This is a genomic window from Achromobacter maghribensis, assembly GCF_057334215.1.
This window is the reverse complement of record NZ_JBHFII010000023.1, coordinates 119,924-136,060: the sequence shown is the minus strand read 5'-3', so window position 1 is coordinate 136,060 and position 16,137 is coordinate 119,924. Positions and strand designations below refer to the sequence as shown.

At 60.8% G+C, this 16,137-nt stretch carries 15 protein-coding genes; 12 read left to right on the top strand and 3 right to left on the bottom strand.

Annotated elements, in window-relative coordinates; translation table 11 throughout:
• Window positions 1-17: 17 nt before the first annotated feature.
• The 4 genes from ACE039_RS10080 (at window position 18) to ACE039_RS10065 (ending at window position 3,925) form a co-directional block, all read left to right on the top strand.
• Entirely contained in the window at window positions 18-971 is a 954-nt protein-coding gene (locus tag ACE039_RS10080) for a methylenetetrahydrofolate reductase (protein ID WP_485822286.1), read from the top strand.
• Window positions 955-2,154 carry a hypothetical protein gene (locus tag ACE039_RS10075; RefSeq protein ID WP_485822285.1) on the top strand — a complete coding sequence of 400 codons (1,200 nt, stop codon included), beginning with the start codon at window positions 955-957 and terminating at the stop codon, window positions 2,152-2,154. Before ACE039_RS10080 ends, ACE039_RS10075 begins: the two co-directional genes overlap by 17 nt.
• Window positions 2,155-2,254: 100 nt before the next feature.
• Window positions 2,255-2,902 carry a TetR/AcrR family transcriptional regulator gene (locus tag ACE039_RS10070; RefSeq protein ID WP_485822284.1) on the top strand — a complete coding sequence of 216 codons (648 nt, stop codon included), beginning with the start codon at window positions 2,255-2,257 and terminating at the stop codon, window positions 2,900-2,902.
• A gap of 6 nt (window positions 2,903-2,908) precedes the next feature.
• Complete coding sequence (locus ACE039_RS10065) at window positions 2,909-3,925, top strand: SAM-dependent methyltransferase (protein WP_485822283.1); 1,017 nt, start codon at window positions 2,909-2,911, stop codon at window positions 3,923-3,925.
• Here ACE039_RS10065 and ACE039_RS10060 read toward each other — a convergent pair.
• On the bottom strand, window positions 3,922-4,809 hold the full coding sequence (locus ACE039_RS10060) for a LysR family transcriptional regulator (RefSeq protein ID WP_448713296.1): 888 nt from the start codon (window positions 4,807-4,809) through the stop codon (window positions 3,922-3,924). The two genes, ACE039_RS10065 and ACE039_RS10060, sit on opposite strands and share 4 nt — an antisense overlap.
• 82 nt (window positions 4,810-4,891) lie before the next feature.
• Between ACE039_RS10060 and ACE039_RS10055 the strand changes: the two genes are divergently transcribed.
• Together ACE039_RS10055 and ACE039_RS10050 are read left to right on the top strand one after the other, a co-directional pair.
• Window positions 4,892-5,602: an SDR family NAD(P)-dependent oxidoreductase gene (locus ACE039_RS10055; RefSeq protein WP_485822282.1), complete on the top strand. Its 711-nt coding sequence runs from the start codon at window positions 4,892-4,894 to the stop codon at window positions 5,600-5,602.
• Between the two features lie 49 nt (window positions 5,603-5,651).
• Window positions 5,652-5,885, top strand: coding sequence for a tautomerase family protein (locus tag ACE039_RS10050; protein WP_105556681.1), 234 nt, complete (start codon window positions 5,652-5,654; stop codon window positions 5,883-5,885).
• A 7-nt stretch (window positions 5,886-5,892) separates the two neighbouring features.
• On the opposite strand, the gene ACE039_RS10045 is transcribed toward ACE039_RS10050, so the two are convergent.
• A complete protein-coding gene (locus ACE039_RS10045; protein ID WP_485822328.1) occupies window positions 5,893-7,014 on the bottom strand; it encodes an MBL fold metallo-hydrolase in 1,122 nt (373 codons plus the stop codon).
• A gap of 98 nt (window positions 7,015-7,112) precedes the next feature.
• Here ACE039_RS10045 and ACE039_RS10040 point away from each other — a divergent pair, with 98 nt between their 5' ends.
• Window positions 7,113-7,730, top strand: a complete 618-nt coding sequence (locus ACE039_RS10040) for a TetR/AcrR family transcriptional regulator (RefSeq protein ID WP_485822281.1) — start codon at window positions 7,113-7,115, stop codon at window positions 7,728-7,730.
• Between the two features lie 74 nt (window positions 7,731-7,804).
• Here the strand turns inward: ACE039_RS10040 and ACE039_RS10035 are convergent, their stop codons facing one another.
• The gene (locus tag ACE039_RS10035) at window positions 7,805-9,415 is read right to left on the bottom strand and encodes an NAD(P)/FAD-dependent oxidoreductase (protein ID WP_485822280.1); all 1,611 of its coding nucleotides are present in this window, start codon (window positions 9,413-9,415) and stop codon (window positions 7,805-7,807) included.
• A gap of 441 nt (window positions 9,416-9,856) precedes the next feature.
• Here ACE039_RS10035 and ACE039_RS10030 point away from each other — a divergent pair, with 441 nt between their 5' ends.
• The 5 genes from ACE039_RS10030 (at window position 9,857) to ACE039_RS10010 (ending at window position 16,015) form a co-directional block, all read left to right on the top strand.
• A complete protein-coding gene (locus tag ACE039_RS10030; RefSeq protein WP_448713291.1) occupies window positions 9,857-10,435 on the top strand; it encodes a fimbrial protein in 579 nt (192 codons plus the stop codon).
• Window positions 10,436-10,513: 78 nt separating this feature from the next.
• The gene (locus tag ACE039_RS10025; protein WP_485822279.1) at window positions 10,514-11,206 is read left to right on the top strand and encodes a fimbria/pilus periplasmic chaperone; all 693 of its coding nucleotides are present in this window, start codon (window positions 10,514-10,516) and stop codon (window positions 11,204-11,206) included.
• Between the two features lie 222 nt (window positions 11,207-11,428).
• Window positions 11,429-13,939, top strand: coding sequence for a fimbria/pilus outer membrane usher protein (locus tag ACE039_RS10020; RefSeq protein ID WP_485822278.1), 2,511 nt, complete (start codon window positions 11,429-11,431; stop codon window positions 13,937-13,939).
• A 53-nt stretch (window positions 13,940-13,992) separates the two neighbouring features.
• Window positions 13,993-14,703, top strand: coding sequence for a fimbrial biogenesis chaperone (locus tag ACE039_RS10015; protein ID WP_485822277.1), 711 nt, complete (start codon window positions 13,993-13,995; stop codon window positions 14,701-14,703).
• 61 nt (window positions 14,704-14,764) lie between these two features.
• A complete protein-coding gene (locus ACE039_RS10010; RefSeq protein ID WP_485822276.1) occupies window positions 14,765-16,015 on the top strand; it encodes a fimbrial protein in 1,251 nt (416 codons plus the stop codon).
• The last annotated feature ends 122 nt before the right edge of the window (window positions 16,016-16,137 follow it).

Sequence of the window (16,137 nt, the reverse complement as noted above, 5' to 3'; positions counted from 1 at the left end):
CGTCGAACGCAACCCGCGTGCCGGGCCATTCGGCGTGCTATTCGGCGTGCCATTCGGCGTGCCTTTCAGCGATGCCCTTGATTCATTTCATTACCCCCAAATCCCCCGGCCACATCACCGACGCCTATTCGTTGGAAGTCAGCGTGAAGGACATCCCGGCGCTGACCTTAGCGGCGCCGCGGATATTGCCGGGGTCGACCATTTCCATTCCCTACCTGCCGGGCCAGGACAACGACGCCCGCTTGGCCGCGGCGCGTGCCGTGCGCGGACTGGGCTTGGCGCCGATGCCGCACCTTTCCGCACGCCGCATCGCCTCGCTTGCCGAGCTTGAATCCTTCGTCAAGCGCGCGGTCGCCGAGGCCGGCGTTGACCGCTGCTTTGTGATCGGGGGTGATCTGTCGACCCCGATGGGGCCGTTTTCCGACAGTTCCTCGCTGATCGAAACAGGTGTGTTCGAGCGCTCCGGCATCCAGGTTCTGGGCGTGGGAGGGCATCCGGAAGGCCATCCGGTCATGAACGCCGCCGACCGGTGGGATGTGCTTGAACGCAAGTGCCACAACATCGGCAGGCGCGGCATGACGCCGTTGATCGTCACGCAGTTTGGATTCGACGCCGACATCGTGTTGGCTTGGTTGAAAACGCTGCGCGAGCGCGGCATTGAACATCCTGTGCGCGTGGGTGTGCCGGGTCCCGCGGGTATCGCGGTGCTTGCTCGGTATGCCTCGTTGTGCGGCGTCAGCGCATGCGCGTCAATGTGGTCCAAGTACGGCATCTCTCTTGGCAAGCTGTTCGGCACGGCCGGGCCGGATATTTTTGTGGATCGCCTGGCCGCCGGACTGACGCCAGCACATGGAAAGGTAAGCCTGCATTTCTTTCCATTCGGAGGCGTCGCACAGTCCGTGAAATGGATCGCGCAGTATCGCGCTCGCGCCGAGCGTCCGCGCGACGAGACGATTGATCATTTGTATTGATGTACCATCGTCCAGCCACTTCCGAAAGAAAAAAGGAAAAAATCTGATGCGCTTAAAGGCTTTTGCTCTCTGCTTGATGACCGGATTTGCGACGTCTGCCGTCGCACAAGACAGCACCCAATCCTTGCAGCATGCCTTGAAGCAGATACCGCAGGCGGTGCTGAGCACACCTGAAGCGATGCAGATATTCTTTGTTGACACGCAGGCCTGGCGAGGGCTTGAGAAAGCCGGCCCGTCAGCGGACGGCATGCGCAGATTGACCATGGGGCAATGGATCAGCCCGCTTCAATCGATGGGGTACGGTCTGGACCAATGGTCGGCGAACGCGAAAATCCCTTTTGATGAACTTTCGTATTTCGCCGCATTCGGCCAGCCGCCCGGCAATATCACCTATTGGGGGCTGAAGGATTCGAAATCCTTGGGAACGTTGGTTGATCATCTTAAGCAGGCCGATTTCTCGGCGGTTGATGGCGACGTTCCAGGCGTTCTCGCGAATGGCGAGGCCAATAAGATGGATATGAAAAAGGCCAATCCAAGAGACCCTTGGAGAGGCACGATGGGCAAGGCGAGCTTTGTTCTGCCTTTGGATACCGCGTTGGTTCAAGCGGCGGCCCCCACGGGTATGAAATTACTGGCGAAACCGTCGCCGTCGGTTGCGGACAGTGAAGTCGTTGGCGCGTCCGTCGCCGGGTTGAAGGACGCCGTTTCTTCTGGCCGTGGCCAAATTGTGCAAGCTGCGGTCATCTCACCTGTGTTGGGTCTTGAAGGCGTCGATCCGGCAAAGGTCCTACCCGCTAACCCCCAAGACATCGAAGCCGCGAAACGCAATCTTCAGGCGGCGGTTGAATCGAGCTGGCGCGGTATTCCTCCTTACTTCTCCGGCATCATCGCGGACGCTCAGATCAACAACCTGCCCGCTGTGGTGATTTCCCTGGCTTACGCAGATTGCGCCACGGCCAAGCAGGCCGTCGACGGCATCGACGCTGCGTGGAAAGAAAGCATGGCTGCCGCGGTGCAAGCCAAGGTCTCGGGGCGTACCGTCCAGGCCGGCAACATGTGTGCCGCAGTTGTCAGCATGGTGTCGCCCAAGGCAGAGAACGCGGGTAACCCGATTCTGTCGCTGGTGATGGATCGCTATATGCAGCGCGACTTCAGGGTGCTGCAAATAGGTTCGCCGCGCTGATCGGGGCAAAGCCGCAGATTCCACACCGGCGGGGCCGGGAGGCTTGACTCCAATATTGAACATTGTCTAAGATTGGACAATGTTCAATAAGGTGTCTGTCGTGTCTGATCGAGCCCTGCGTAAACAGCAACAAACCCGCGACCATCTGGCTCAGGCGGCAATCGGGCTGTTCGACCAGAACGGCTATGCCGCCACGACCATGGACCAGATCTCGACGGCGGCGGACGTCGCTCGGGGAACCCTGTACAACCATTTCGCGGACAAGGACGCGATCGTGGCGTATTGGGTAGACGCCCAGCTTGCGCAGGGCATCCCGCAGTTGCTGCACCACATCATGACGCTATCGTCGTTCGAAGAACGGGTGACAGGCGTATTCGAGGCGTCGGCCCAGTGGTGGCAAGGCCACTGGGTCTATATCGCTCCCTATCTCAGGCATCGATTCCAACAGGTACAGAGCGACGACGCGGCATCTGGCTCCGACATGCTTGCCGTTTACGAACGGTTGATTGCCGACGCGCAGGACGCACAAGAGATTACTGCGGCCACGCCCGCGCCCCAGTTGGCGCGCTATTTGCATTTTTTGTATCTCGGCGCAGTGATGCACGCGCTGGGCAACGCCGGCGTTTCGCTGTCGCATGAACTCAAGCAGGCGGCCGCGTTTTTCCTGGCGGGCTGTCGTGCGCCATCCGCCATCCCGACGCATGCGGACCGGCCCGCACGGCGCCGTCCACCCAAGACCAAGGCCTGATCGATCATGTCGCTAAGACCGCTATTGCAGATGTTGTGGAATGGGCAACTTTTTCCTGCCTTGGCCACCAATGCACTGTACAAACCGTTCTACAAGCTGAGCTTTCTGGCGGCGCTGAAAACGTCCGGGCTGATGGACAAACTCGCCCAAGGACCTGTCCCACTTCAGCAGTTGGCCGGGGCCGGCGCAGCCGATGGCAAAGCGGCCGAGGCCCTGCAGGCCTGGCTGCGGATGGGATGCCGGTTAGGGTTGTTGGAACTGGGGCGCGATGGCTACAAGCTGAAACGGCTGGCCAGGAAATTGGCGCGGCCTGAAAACGATGCCGCTTTGGCGTTGGCCCAAGAGGCGGCCAGCATGCATCACCGCTTGATCACCGAAACGCCTGCGAAGCTTCGCGACGGCAAGCTGTGGGACCTGGACAATCAGGACGGCGAGTTGACCGCCCGGTCATCCCGCGCGCTAGAGCCTTTTTTGGTCGAAGCCATCACGCGCTTCATGCCGCGAAATGCGCCGTGCAGTCTGCTGGAAGTGGGTTGCGGTTCGGCCGTCTACATTCGGCATGCTGCCCGCCATAACCCCAGACTAACGGCGATGGGGCTGGAATTACAGCCCCGAGTTGCGCAGGTCGCGCAAGAGAACATCACGGCATGGGGCCTGCAAGACCGCGTCACCATCGCCACGGGCGACATCCGCCATATGGAAGCCGGCCAGACCTTTGACTGGGTCACGCTGTACAACAATATCTACTACTTTCCAGTGGATGAGCGCGTGGCGCTCCTGGCCAGGATCAGGCAATTGCTCAAGCCACACGGCGCGTTGCTATTGGCGACCTGCTGCCAGGGCGGCAACCCCGGCATGGAAGCGCTGAATTTGTGGGGCGCGTCCAATCGGCATGGCGGGCGGCTGCCGGGTGTTGATGAAATGCAGCAACAACTGCGAGAGGCCGGCTATTCGCATGTAGAGACGATGCGGCTGATTCCCGGTGACCGCTTTTTCGCCTTCCGCGCCGCCGTCCAGGCCTAGGCCTCGAACAACGCCCGCTCATCGTCGAATACCTGGATCAGGTAGTCGACGACGGCGCGGATCGGCAGGTCCTTGCGGTCCTGCCGCCGAGTCAGCAGCATGATCTCGCGCGGTGGCGGGGCTTGTTCCAGCTTGCAGGGCGCAAGACCTGGCGTCGTGCGTCCGATGTAATGAGGCAGCAGCGCAATGCCGACGCCCGATTGGGCGGCCGTGGCTTGGCCCACTTGGTTATTGGCTCGAAATGCCACGCGCGATTTTGGAAAATGCCGAGCCAGCCACGCCGCTTCCGGCAGATACGCGTTGGCCTCGTCGAACCCTACGAACACAGGCAAGGCGCCTTCTTCGATCCGTCCGCAAAGCGTCGGTTCGCCGTAGAAACCGAACGCCATTTGCCCTAGCGGCTTTGCAATGAAATCGCCGTCTTGGGGGCGGCCCAGGCGTACCGCGATGTCGGTGACGTGCCGCTCAAGGCTGACCGAGCGCAAATCGGTGGCCAGGTCGATGTCGATGCCGGGATGCCGAAGCGGGAGGTTGGCCAGCCTGCCCACCAGAAAGCCCTGCGACAGCGCAGGTGGCGCATTGACCCGGACCAAGCCACGCGGTGCGCCGTCCGGACCTCCTCTTCCAAGGGTATGGACGGCGGTCTCCATGTCGCTGGCCGCCGCCATGGCCTGCGTTCCCGCAGGGGTCAATACATATCCCTCGGGCCGCCGTTCGACCAGCTTTTCTCCAAGGCTGGCTTCCAGCGATTGGAGGCGGCGCGAGATCGTCGAGTGGTTGGTCGATAGCGCCCGTGCCGCCGCGGAAAGGCTGCCGTAGCGGCCCAGCGCAAGAAATACGCGGATGTCCTGCCAGTCGGGCTCTGTGCGTTTTTTATCAGCCATTGATCAAGAATAGCGGATTTTCGATCAGCGAAGATGCGCCTAATGTTCATGGCACGTCAACCAGTTTTGTAAGGGAAACACCATGAACCGTGAACAAAAAGTCGCCATTGTCACCGGCGCGTCGCAGGGGCTGGGCGAGGGCATCGCCCGGGCATTTCTCAACCGTGGCTACCGGGTTGTCGGAACGTCCCGGTCGATCAAGCCTTCGGACAATCCCGACTACCTGACCATCGCTGGCGATATCGGCGATCCGGCGACGGGAAGGGAGGTGGTTGCGCAGGCGCTGGCCCGCTTCGGGCGCGTGGACACGCTGATCAACAATGCGGGCATTTTCATTGCCAGTGCATTCACGAACTACACCGCGCAGCAGTATCAGGACATGCTGTCCACCAACTTGAATGGCTTCTTCCATACAACGCAAGTCGCGGTGGAAGCAATGCTCGAGCAGGGCGGCGGCCATATCGTGCAGATCACCACGACATTGGTGGACCATGCGAATTCGAACGTGCCATCGGTGCTGGCTTCATTGACCAAGGGGGGCCTGGCCGCTGCAACGCGCAGTTTGGCGATCGAGTATGCGTCCCGCAATATCCGCGTGAACGCAGTTTCGCCGGGCATCATCAAGACGCCCATGCACGCAGCGGAAACGCACGGCGCGTTGGCGGCATTGCACCCCATGAAGCGATTGGGCGAGGTCGCCGATGTGACGCAGGCGGTACTCTATCTGGAGGACGCCGGTTTCGTGACGGGCGAGATCCTGCATGTCGACGGCGGGCAGGTGGCAGGCGTCTGATCGTCTGGTCGGTAACCCTTATGGCGCAGGCCGAAAATGGAGCATTGAGATGCCTTACGTAAACATCAAAGTCACCCGAGAAGGAACGGAACCCGGTGCGACGGCGACCACGCCGGAGCAGAAGCGGGCGCTGATCAAAGGCGTCAGCGACCTGTTGTTTGACGTCCTGGGAAAGCCGCACGCATCAACCTTCGTCGTCATTGACGAGGTCGATATGGAGAACTGGGGCGTTGGCGGCGTCACCGTGCCTGAATATCGGGCAAAGCACGCCAAGCCCGACTAGGCGCGCTTCACCGAGCCGCCGCGGCCACGGCGGAAATCGCTTGGGACTGCGATTTCCGCCACCATGCCTCACCCGCGTGGGGCGTACTCAGATCCACGCGCTCGCCCATTTCCGGCGTGGTTAACGACACGCCCTTTAAGGCGGCCAGTTCCGCGACGCGTTCGAAAGGCTCCTGCCAGGCATGCATTGCCAGGTCGAAGGTGCCGTTATGAATCGGCAGCAACCATCGGCCGCGCAGGTCCAAATGCGCCTGCAGCGTCTGTTCCGGCTGCATATGCACGTAGGCCCAGCGCTTGTCGTAGGCGCCGGTTTCCATCAGCGTCAGGTCGAACGGGCCAAAGGCGTCGCCAATGGCCTTGAATCCGTCGAAATACCCGGTATCGCCGCTGAAGAACACGCGCAGATCGGTGTCTTGGATCACCCATGACGCCCACAGGCTGCGGTCGCTGTCGGTCAAGCCTCGGCCCGAGAAGTGCTGGGCGGGTGTAGCCGTCAGCCGCAATCCCTCGACCTCGGTCGACTGCCACCAGTCCAGTTGTTCCACTTGTTTCGCGTCAATGCCCCAGGCGATCAATTGATCGCCAACCCCCAGCGGCGTGATGAAGCGGCCGGTCTTGGCGGCCAGTTGCATGACGGCGGCATGGTCAAGGTGATCGTAGTGGTTGTGGGACAAGATGATCCCGGCAATCGGCGGCAGATCTTCGATGGCGATGGGGGGCGCATGAAAGCGTGCGGGGCCCGCCCATTGCACGGGTGACGCGCGTTTGGAGAAAACCGGGTCGGTCAGCCAGTACTTGCCGCGCAGCTTCAAAAGTACGGTGGAATGGCCAAGTCGATACAGGCTGCGGTCGGGGGCGGCTTCAAGTTGGGCGCGATCCAGGGCGCGCACCGGAATCGGTTGGTTGGGCACGGTGCCGGTCGGCTTGTCGAACAGGAAAGCCCAGGTCAGTTTCAGTCCCTGCCAAAAGCCCATGGGCGGGCGCGGCGATACATTGGCGAAGCGCCCGTCTCGGTGCTGGGGCGAATCCGGATAGCTGGGAGGGGTGCAATGGACGTAGGCAGTAGTGGCGGTCACGGCAAGAATTCCAGGCAGGAGGAGGGCAAGGGCAAAGACGTGGAGACGCTTCATGGAAGCCATCAAAAATGTAGACTGCACAGTGTAGTTTTGTTCGGATAAAAAGTACACCGTGCGGTGTAAAATGTGATTTCCTTGTCTTAGGCCGCCCCATGTCGACTTCGTCACAACGCCTGACTGATCGCAAACGCGAGGCCATCATGCGCGCGGCGGTCGATGAATTCCGCACGGCGGGATACGAGGCCACCAGCATGGACCGCATTGCTGCCGCCGCGGGTGTGTCCAAGCGCACCGTCTACAACCATTTCCCCAGCAAAGAAGCGCTGTTTGGGCAGATGCTCGAGCAGTTGTGGGATAGCAGCGCGGACAGCGTCGATATGGCCTATCGCGCCGACCTGCCGTTGGATCAGCAGCTGAAGCAGCTGCTGAAGCAGAAGCTGGAATTACTGAGCGATCCGAGCTTCATCGATCTGGCGCGCGTGGCGTTGGCCGAGATCATTCATTCTCCCGAGCGGGCGCAGCGCATCGTGTGCCGCATGGGGGAAAAGGAAAGCGGCGTAACCGTCTGGATCCAGGCGGCTATCGCGGACGGGCGTCTCATCGAAGTCGACCCCGACTTTGCCGGCCATCAGTTGCAGGGGCTTGTGAAGAGCTTCGCGTTTTGGCCGCAGGTCACGTTGGGGCAGCCGCCGTTAAGCCCCGAAGCACGCAAGCGCGTGGCGGATTCGGCGGTGGCGATGTTCCTGGGCTGCTACGCGCGCGCGCAGTAGGGGCCGCGTCACATCGGCAAACCTCAAGGTAGACCTCAAGGTAAACCTCAAGGTAAACCTCAAGGCAAGCCGGTCTATCCTTGGCGCATGATGCTCAAGGCCACGGCCTCGGCGATCTTGATGCCATCCACGCCGGCCGACAGAATGCCGCCCGCGTAGCCGGCGCCTTCGCCCGCCGGGAACAGGCCTTTGGTGTTAATGCTCTGCAGCGTCTCGTTGTCGCGCTTGATGCGAATCGGTGAAGACGTACGCGTTTCCACGCCCGTCAGCACGGCGTCGTGCATGCCGTAGCCCTTGATGGTCTTGTCGAAGGCGGGCAGCGCCTCGCGGATGGCAGTGATGGCAAAGTCGGGCAGGGCGGTAGCCAGGTCGGTCAGGTGCACGCTCGGCGTATAGGACGGAAGCACCGAGCCAAACGCCGTCGACGCCTTGCCCGCGATGAAGTCCCCAACCAGCTGGCCAGGCGCGCTGTAATCACCGCCTCCCAGTTCAAAGGCCCGCGATTCCAGGGCGCGCTGAAAGTCCACGCCGGCCAGCACGTGTTCCGGGTAGTCCTGCTCGGGCGAAATCCCCACCACGATGCCCGCGTTGGCATTGCGCTCGTTGCGCGAGTACTGGCTCATGCCATTGGTGACGACACGATTGGGTTCGGAGGTGGCGGCCACCACCGTGCCGCCCGGGCACATGCAAAAGCTATACACCGACCGCCCGTTGCTGGCGTGGTGCACCAGCTTGTAATCCGCGGCGCCCAGAATCGGGTGACCGGCGTTCGGGCCAAAACGTGCCTTGTCGATCAGCGATTGCGGGTGTTCGATCCGGAAGCCGACCGAGAATGGCTTGGCTTCCATGAACACGCCTTGGTCGTGCAGCATCTGGAAGGTGTCGCGCGCACTATGGCCGATGGCCAATACGACGTGATCGGCTTCGATGTGCTCGCCGTTGGCAAGGGTCACGCCCGTGATCTGGCCGTTTTCGCGCTGCAGGGTTTCCACTTTGCTGGAGAACCGGACTTCACCCCCCAGTTTTGTGATGGTGTCGCGCATGACTTCCACCATGCCCACCAGGCGGAACGTGCCGATGTGCGGTTTGCTGACGTACAGGATTTCTTCCGGGGCGCCGGCCAGCACGAATTCCTTCAGCACCTTTTCGCCGTAGTGCTTCGGGTCTTTGATCTGGCTGTAGAGCTTGCCGTCCGAGAAAGTCCCCGCGCCGCCTTCGCCAAATTGCACGTTCGATTCTGGGTTAAGGACGCGTTTGCGCCACAGGCCCCACGTGTCTTTGGTGCGCTCGCGCACTGCCTTGCCGCGCTCCAGGATGATGGGCTTGAAACCCATCTGCGCCAGCACCAGGCCGGCAAACAGACCACAGGGTCCCGTGCCGATCACGATAGGGCGCTTGGCCAGGTTGCCGGGCGCTTGGGCGACGAACTTGTATTCGGTGTCGGGCGTCGGCTTGACGTGGCGGTCGTCATGAAATCGCTTGAGCAGCGCCGCTTCATTTTCGACGTCGATATCCAGCGTGTAGGTCAGCAGGATATTGTGCTTTTTACGTGCATCGTAGCTGCGCAAAAAGATGGTGAAGCCGTGCAGATCGCTGGCCGGAACACCCAGTTTTTTCAGAATCGCGGCGGGCAATTCTTCGGGGGTGTGGTTCAACGGCAGCTTGATTTCAGACAGTCGCAACATGCTTGGGTCCAGATGGATGGGCGATCACAACGTCGCCAAACCTGGAATTGTACTGGACGGCGGGGAGGGGGCCGCACCGCGGCTCGTCATCCCATAAGTCAGCGTCATGGCCCTGCGCCAGCGGTCATTCCGCGACTCACGGCGCTGGGAGTCGGCCACAACGGTCCGGTGCAAACAATCACATAGGTGGTTGCGCGCGTGACGCCGCGCTTCTCTGAGGAAATTCGGACTACTACGAACCGATTATGTTCGGTTTCCTACGGACCTGATGCGGCGCAATTACTAAAGTGATGCCTGTCCACCGCATGTGTTGCGGCGGCGAAACCCCGACGGAAATACAGCGCTTGCACTGAATAACCCGGTGCTCGCGCCACGGACGCCTGTCGGCTGCGAACGCCTTGATGGCGATAGCAGTTAATCCATCAGTCTCAGGAATCAAAAATGAAACGTAGTACTTTCGCATCCTTCTCCGCAGCCGGCGCGTTGATGGTGGCTTTGGCGCCGGGCGTGTCGCATGCGCAATGGGATGGCCAGGTCAAGTTCGTGGGCAAGGTCAGCGATACGACTTGCCTGATCAACGGCAACGCTCCGGGTATCAACAATATTCTGGAAGTGCCGCTGGGCGAGCACACCCCCGGCTTCTTCACGGCCGTCAATACGCCTACCACTGCCGTGTCTTTCGATATCAGCTTGACCGATGACGGCACGAGCGCATGCGCAGTCGGGAAGCAGGCCAGCGTTGCCTTCGACAACGATGCCACTAACGTCGATAAGACGTCGGGCAACTTGAAGATCACCAGCACGTCTCCCGCCACCGGCATCCAGATCCAGATCAATGATGCAGGCAATGGAAAGAACGGCAAGATCCGTCTTGGCAGCGCACAAGCCGAGCCCCAAAAAGTAAGGCTGGAAACTTCCGGCGGCGTCCTCACCTACTCGGCCAATTATGTTTCCACCGCCGGTAGCGTCACCGCCGGTACGGCAAACTCGATTATTCCGTTCATGGTGTCGTACCAGTAATCGGCCGTTGAGCCATTAGGAGGTGTAACCATGACGCTAGTAGTGCGTAGGATTTGTCTTGCTGTAATGGCTGGCGTCATGACCTGGGCTGCTTGCGCCAGTTCGGCGCAGGCGGCTTTGGTGCTGATGGGAACAAGAGTGATATATCCGTCGGATGCCAAGGATGTCACGATTCGGGCGCGGAATGCGGGTTCTGAACCCATGCTGACACAGGTCTGGATTGACGACGGTGGCGTGGGTATCGCGCCGGCCAATATGGTGGTGCCATTCACGGTGTCGCCGGTCCTTACCCGAATTGACCCAAACTCCAGTGCCGTCATTCGGTTGATGTACACGAATGGTCATTTGCCGGACGACCGGGAAACTCTCTTTTATCTCAACGTGCTAGAGGCACCGCCCCGCAGCGACTCCACCTCATCGGCGATCTTCAGCTTCAGAACCCGTATCAAGTTGTTCTTCCGCCCAGCCTCTCTTCGGGACGGCGTGGAAGCTGCAGCGACAAAGCTTGAATGGAGGCTGGTTCAATCAGGAGCGGGCACCGCGCTAGAGGTCAAGAACCCCACGCCGTACCACGTTTCCATGGCGTCCATCCAATCGGTGATGGGCGGAAAGGCAACGCCTTTGGGTGGCGGCATGGTCGTGCCCTATGGCGTCGAGCGCTTCAAACTGCCTAAGGGCACCACCGCCGCAGTCGGCAAGATGCGCGTCGACTACGAAGTCATCAACGACTACGGCGGCCGGCATACGTTGGAGCGCGCGCTGTCGCACTAGGCGCCTTCGGCGGCCAATCGCGGCTGCCAATCAATTCAGCATTTGTATTTGGACATGGGAATGTACGCTTCACTGCGGGGAAAGACACGTCTGGCGCTTGGCCAACGTAGGAGCGAAGGTTGCTGTGGCGGCGCACGGTCCCGATGGAAACCCAGGCTGTTGTTCTTGGCGTTGGCTACCGTGTTTGGCTCCGGCGCGCCTGCTCAGGAGTCGAAGCGGGTTGTGCAATTCGATCCGCAGATTCTGATGCCCGGGGTTGGGGGCGCCACGATTGATCTTTCCCGCTTCGAGCGCAGCGGCTATGTTGCGCCGGGCCAATATCGGTTGGAACTGTACGTCAACGGCAAGTGGCGCGGCACGCAGGACATCGAATACCGCGGCACGCAGGTCCTTGGGGGTCAGCCCTGCTACAACGTCGGCTTTCTGCAGCGTGCCGGCCTAGATATTCAACTAAGCGCCCGCTATGCCGCCGAGCAGGGCCGCGTGCCGCTGGGCGATGACCTGGTCTGCGAGGACCTGGACCGATTCGTACCGGGCGTGATCGTCAAGACCGACATGGGCGAACAGCGGCTCTACCTGACCGTGCCCAAGTTATACCTGCACTCGGAACTGGCGGACAACTACGTGGACCCCCGCTATTGGGATAGTGGCGTCACGGCCGGCAGGTTGAACTACAACGCCAACATCAACACGATGGAAAGCAACGGGCGTCGCCATACGCGCGGCTATGCCGGGTTGAATGCGGGCCTGAACCTTGGTGCTTGGCGCCTGCGCCACAACGGTTCGCTGACCTGGGCCTCGAATGGCGTGGGCGCGGATTATCAGCGCGGGCAGACCTATGTCACGACCGACCTTCCTGCGTGGCGTTCGCAGTTGCTGATCGGTGAAACCTCCACGGGCGGTGACTTCTTCGACGCGGTTTCGTATCGTGGCGTGAACGTAAGCAGCGACGAACGCATGCTGCCGCAAAGCTTGCGCAACTATGCGCCCGTGATCCGGGGCACGGCGGCTACCAACGCGTCGGTGTCGGTCTTTCAGCGAGGCTTCCTGATCTATGAAACCACCGTGCCCCCCGGACCGTTCGCCATCGACAGCCTGCAGGCCGCGGGCTTTGGCGGCGACCTGGATGTCAAGATCGTCGAAGCCAATGGCGAAGAGCACACATTTGTCGTGCCGTTTGCAACGGGCGTTGAGCTGTTGCGCCCCGGCACCATGCGATATTCGGTCTCGTTCGGGCGTGCGATGTCATCTGCCAGCCGCAGCAGCGGGCAGAATATTTTTGAAGGTGTCATCAGGCGCGGTCTGAGCGACATGGTGACGGGATACGGCGGCTTGGCGGCCAGCCAATATTACGGATCGGTCATGGGCGGGGCGGCGATCAATACGTCCCTGGGCGCATTTGGCGGCGATATCACCGTTGCCAGCGCCGATCTTCCGCACCAAGGCAGGATTTCCGGTTCCAGCTATCGGTTTGCCTATAGCAAGAACCTGCCGAACAGCGGCACCAACTTTTCATTGCTGGCGTATCGGTATTCCACCAGTGGGTTCGTGGGGTTCAACGAAGCCATCGCAATGCGTGACGCGGGCCAGATCACCCGATATGGCGATTTTGGGCGGCCGCGCAACCGGTTCGACCTCAACGCCAGCCAAGACCTGGGCTCGTCGTTCGGTACGGTGTATGCCAGCGGATCGGCAACGCAATACTGGAAGCGTTCCGGCAGTGCACTGAGCTACAGCATGGGGTACACGAACCGATGGCGCGACGTGACGTACTCGCTCAGCTTGCAACGCGTGCAAAGCATGTGGCCGGGCAGCTCGGTGTATTCGGCCGGCCGCGACAAGAGCACGGTCGTGGCGTTCAACATCTCCATCCCATTGGGCCGTGCCGTCAGCGCGCCGGTTCTGACGACCTTCGTGAATCACGACAGCCGCAGCGGGACGGACATCTCGACAGGTGTCTCGGGCTATCTGGATCAGGGCGGCGACCTGTCCTATTCCCTGTCTGCGTCGCGTGATACGCGCGGCGGCGCCAATTCCGGCAGCGGCAACCTGGACTATCGGGCGTCTGCGGCGAACGTGGGCCTTAGCGCGTCTCAGGGCAGCGGCTACCGCCAAGGGTCCTTGCGCGCCAGCGGCAGCGTGCTGGCCCACCAGGGCGGCGTGACCTTTGCGTCCATGCTGGGCGAAACCGTGGGCTTGCTGCATGCGCCCGATGCGGAAGACGCCCGGGTGGGATTCAGCCAGAACAAGGTCGATAGCCGTGGCTACGCGTTGGTCACGAGCCTGTCGCCTTATCAGCTCAATACCGTGGAACTCAACCCCGGGGACATGTCGGATGACGTCGAACTGTTGAATAGCTCACGCAGCGTGGCGCCCCGTGCGGGCGCTGTCGTGCTGCTGTCTTATCCCACGCGGCGGGCGCGGCCCGTGCTGATTGACAGCCGCCTGCCGAATGGCGACACCTTGCCCTTCGGAGCGGATGTGTTCGATACCGCTACGGGAGATTCCATTGGCGGTGTGGGCCAGGGCAGCCGCATCGTGATGCGGGCGCAACAAGATCAGGGTTCAGTCCGAGTCGAGTGGGGAGGCAAGCCGGATCAGCAATGCGTGATCGACTATCAGCTGCCTGAGCGCGCCAAGGGCCAAAAACAAGACGGATACGACACGCTGGAACTGCCCTGCAGGTCAGTGCCGGCCAAGGCGGCTCCGATGTCCCCATTGGCGGGCCGATGAGCATTCATCGCCGATGTGCTTCCGTGTGCGGATGGCTGGCCCGGCTCTGCCTGATGGCGACGGCAGCCATGCCGCCGGCGGCATGGGCCGACCTGGCCGTGACGGGCACGCGTTTCGTCTACCCCGAGGGCGAAAAAGAAATCGTCGTGTCGCTGCGCAATACCGGCAATGATCCCATCCTGGTGCAGACGTGGCTGGATCGCGGTGGGTCCGAGTCGGACCTGAGCCGTCTGCAAGTGCCCTTTGTGCTGATGCCGCCACTATTCAGAGTGGACCCAGGCCAGCGCAAGACGCTGCAATTGCGATACACCGGCGAACCCTTGCCGCCGGACAGGGAAACCGTGTTCTGGATCAACCTCCGGCACGCGCCCGCCAACCACGACGCCCAGCAACGGTTGCAGGTGGTGTTGAGCTACGTGATGAAAGTCCTGTACCGCCCGAAAGGCCTGGCCGGCGCGGCCAAAGATGCGCCTGCCCTGGTGCGCTGGACGTACCACCGGGGCGCAGGGCAAAGCCCTGCATACCTTCAGGCCGAGAACCCCACACCCTATGCCGTGTCACTGACGACGCTAAGCCTGCGCAATGGCCCCATCCCCATCACGTGGACGGGCCTGACCATTTTGCCCAAAACAACGGAACGATTTGCGCTGCCTGCCGGTTCGACCCCGCAGCTAGCCAGTGGCGCCGGCCTGGAGTTCGAGGCGGTCGATGACCTGGGGCTGGTGATGCCTGGCGAGGCAACGCTTCAGTCCGTCTCGCCGTAATTGTGTGATCAAGCGCGCCTCGTGCCTAGAGAAAGGGGCGCAACATTGGAGAAATTCAGCTATGCGTGACGGTTCGGTTTTTAGAGCATTCGGAAGAGGGGCGAGTCGGCTTGCGTGGGGGGGCGCGCTGTTCTTTTTCGCGATGGCAGCGGCTCAGGCACAGTCCACGCTTGCCTACTACTATCTTGAGCAGTGCAAACTTTTTCAATTTGGTGAAGGAGGACATGGCGGTTCATCGCCATGGAGTAAGACCGGATTGGACACGTCAACGGTAAACAACGTTATCGCAACTCGGACGCTGTCGATTACGTTGACCAGCAAGTACGGGTATGTTGCCGAGATTGGTGCCAATCCGAACTTGATCGTGGGCGCGCGTTGGGCCGGTGCGCCTTATTTCGCGACGGCGACAATTCCGACTAATGTGAAGGGGCTGGGTATCCGAATATCCAGTGCCTTGAACGTGGGAGCGCTTGTAAAACCGCAGATAGAGGGGCAGTTCCTGACATTATTCTCCACCAAAATTATTACAGCCCGCGAAAAGCCGATCGGCAAGCCCGAAACTTATTTGAATTCTATATTTGCTGAGTTGGTGGTGACGGGGCCGGTTGCTCCCGGCCAACATATCGTGAACGGTATAGATCCAGATTGGCCTGCTATCGACTTTGAAGTGGTGGCGGTACAACGAACGGCTGCCGAGTCGCCAGTAATGGGCGCGCCGATGGAGTCCAGTGCTTCAGATGGACAGGCGCCTCAGGGGAGGCTCGTATGCAACGCCACCGCCAAATATAGCGTGGTGGACATCCTGACGTTCGGTGGAGGTGCCCCGGAAGTCGAGGCGAAGTGTACGGTGGATGCCAAGTTTGCCGGAGGGTTTTCGTTGCCAATGGGAGACTACGGCCCGGGCGATTTTCGCACCAACGGGGCGGCCAGCAAGGAAGTTCCATTTGCTGTATCCGTCCATACGTGCGGAGCGGGCGCCAAGCCGAAGATTGCGTTCAACGCGCAGTACGGGTTGATTCCGGGCACCAACGTTCTCCAACTAAAAAACCATGGGGAAGCGACGACCGCGAAAAACCTGGGTGTCATTCTGACTCGGCAAGGCGGGGACCCTCGCAATCCGTTGAACATTGGTCAAGGTGGGGCGGTGGGAACAAGATACGATTTCGACAATATTCCTGGAGGAGGTGTGAGCGCGAATGGTAGTGCAGAGATAAATCTTGGTGCCCGGTATCAGCGGGTAGACCAAACTCAGGCCGGCGTCACCGGCGGCAATGCGGACAGCCAAGTAAACTTTAAAATCTACTACGATTGACTCGATTCGAACGCGAGTCAGAGCGTAAAGTCAACGGTTTTGATCTAGCGAAAAAACGGCTGCCGTATATCTACGGCAGCCGTTGTTCATTGCGACCGGGCTAATCCCGGTCAAGCGGACGG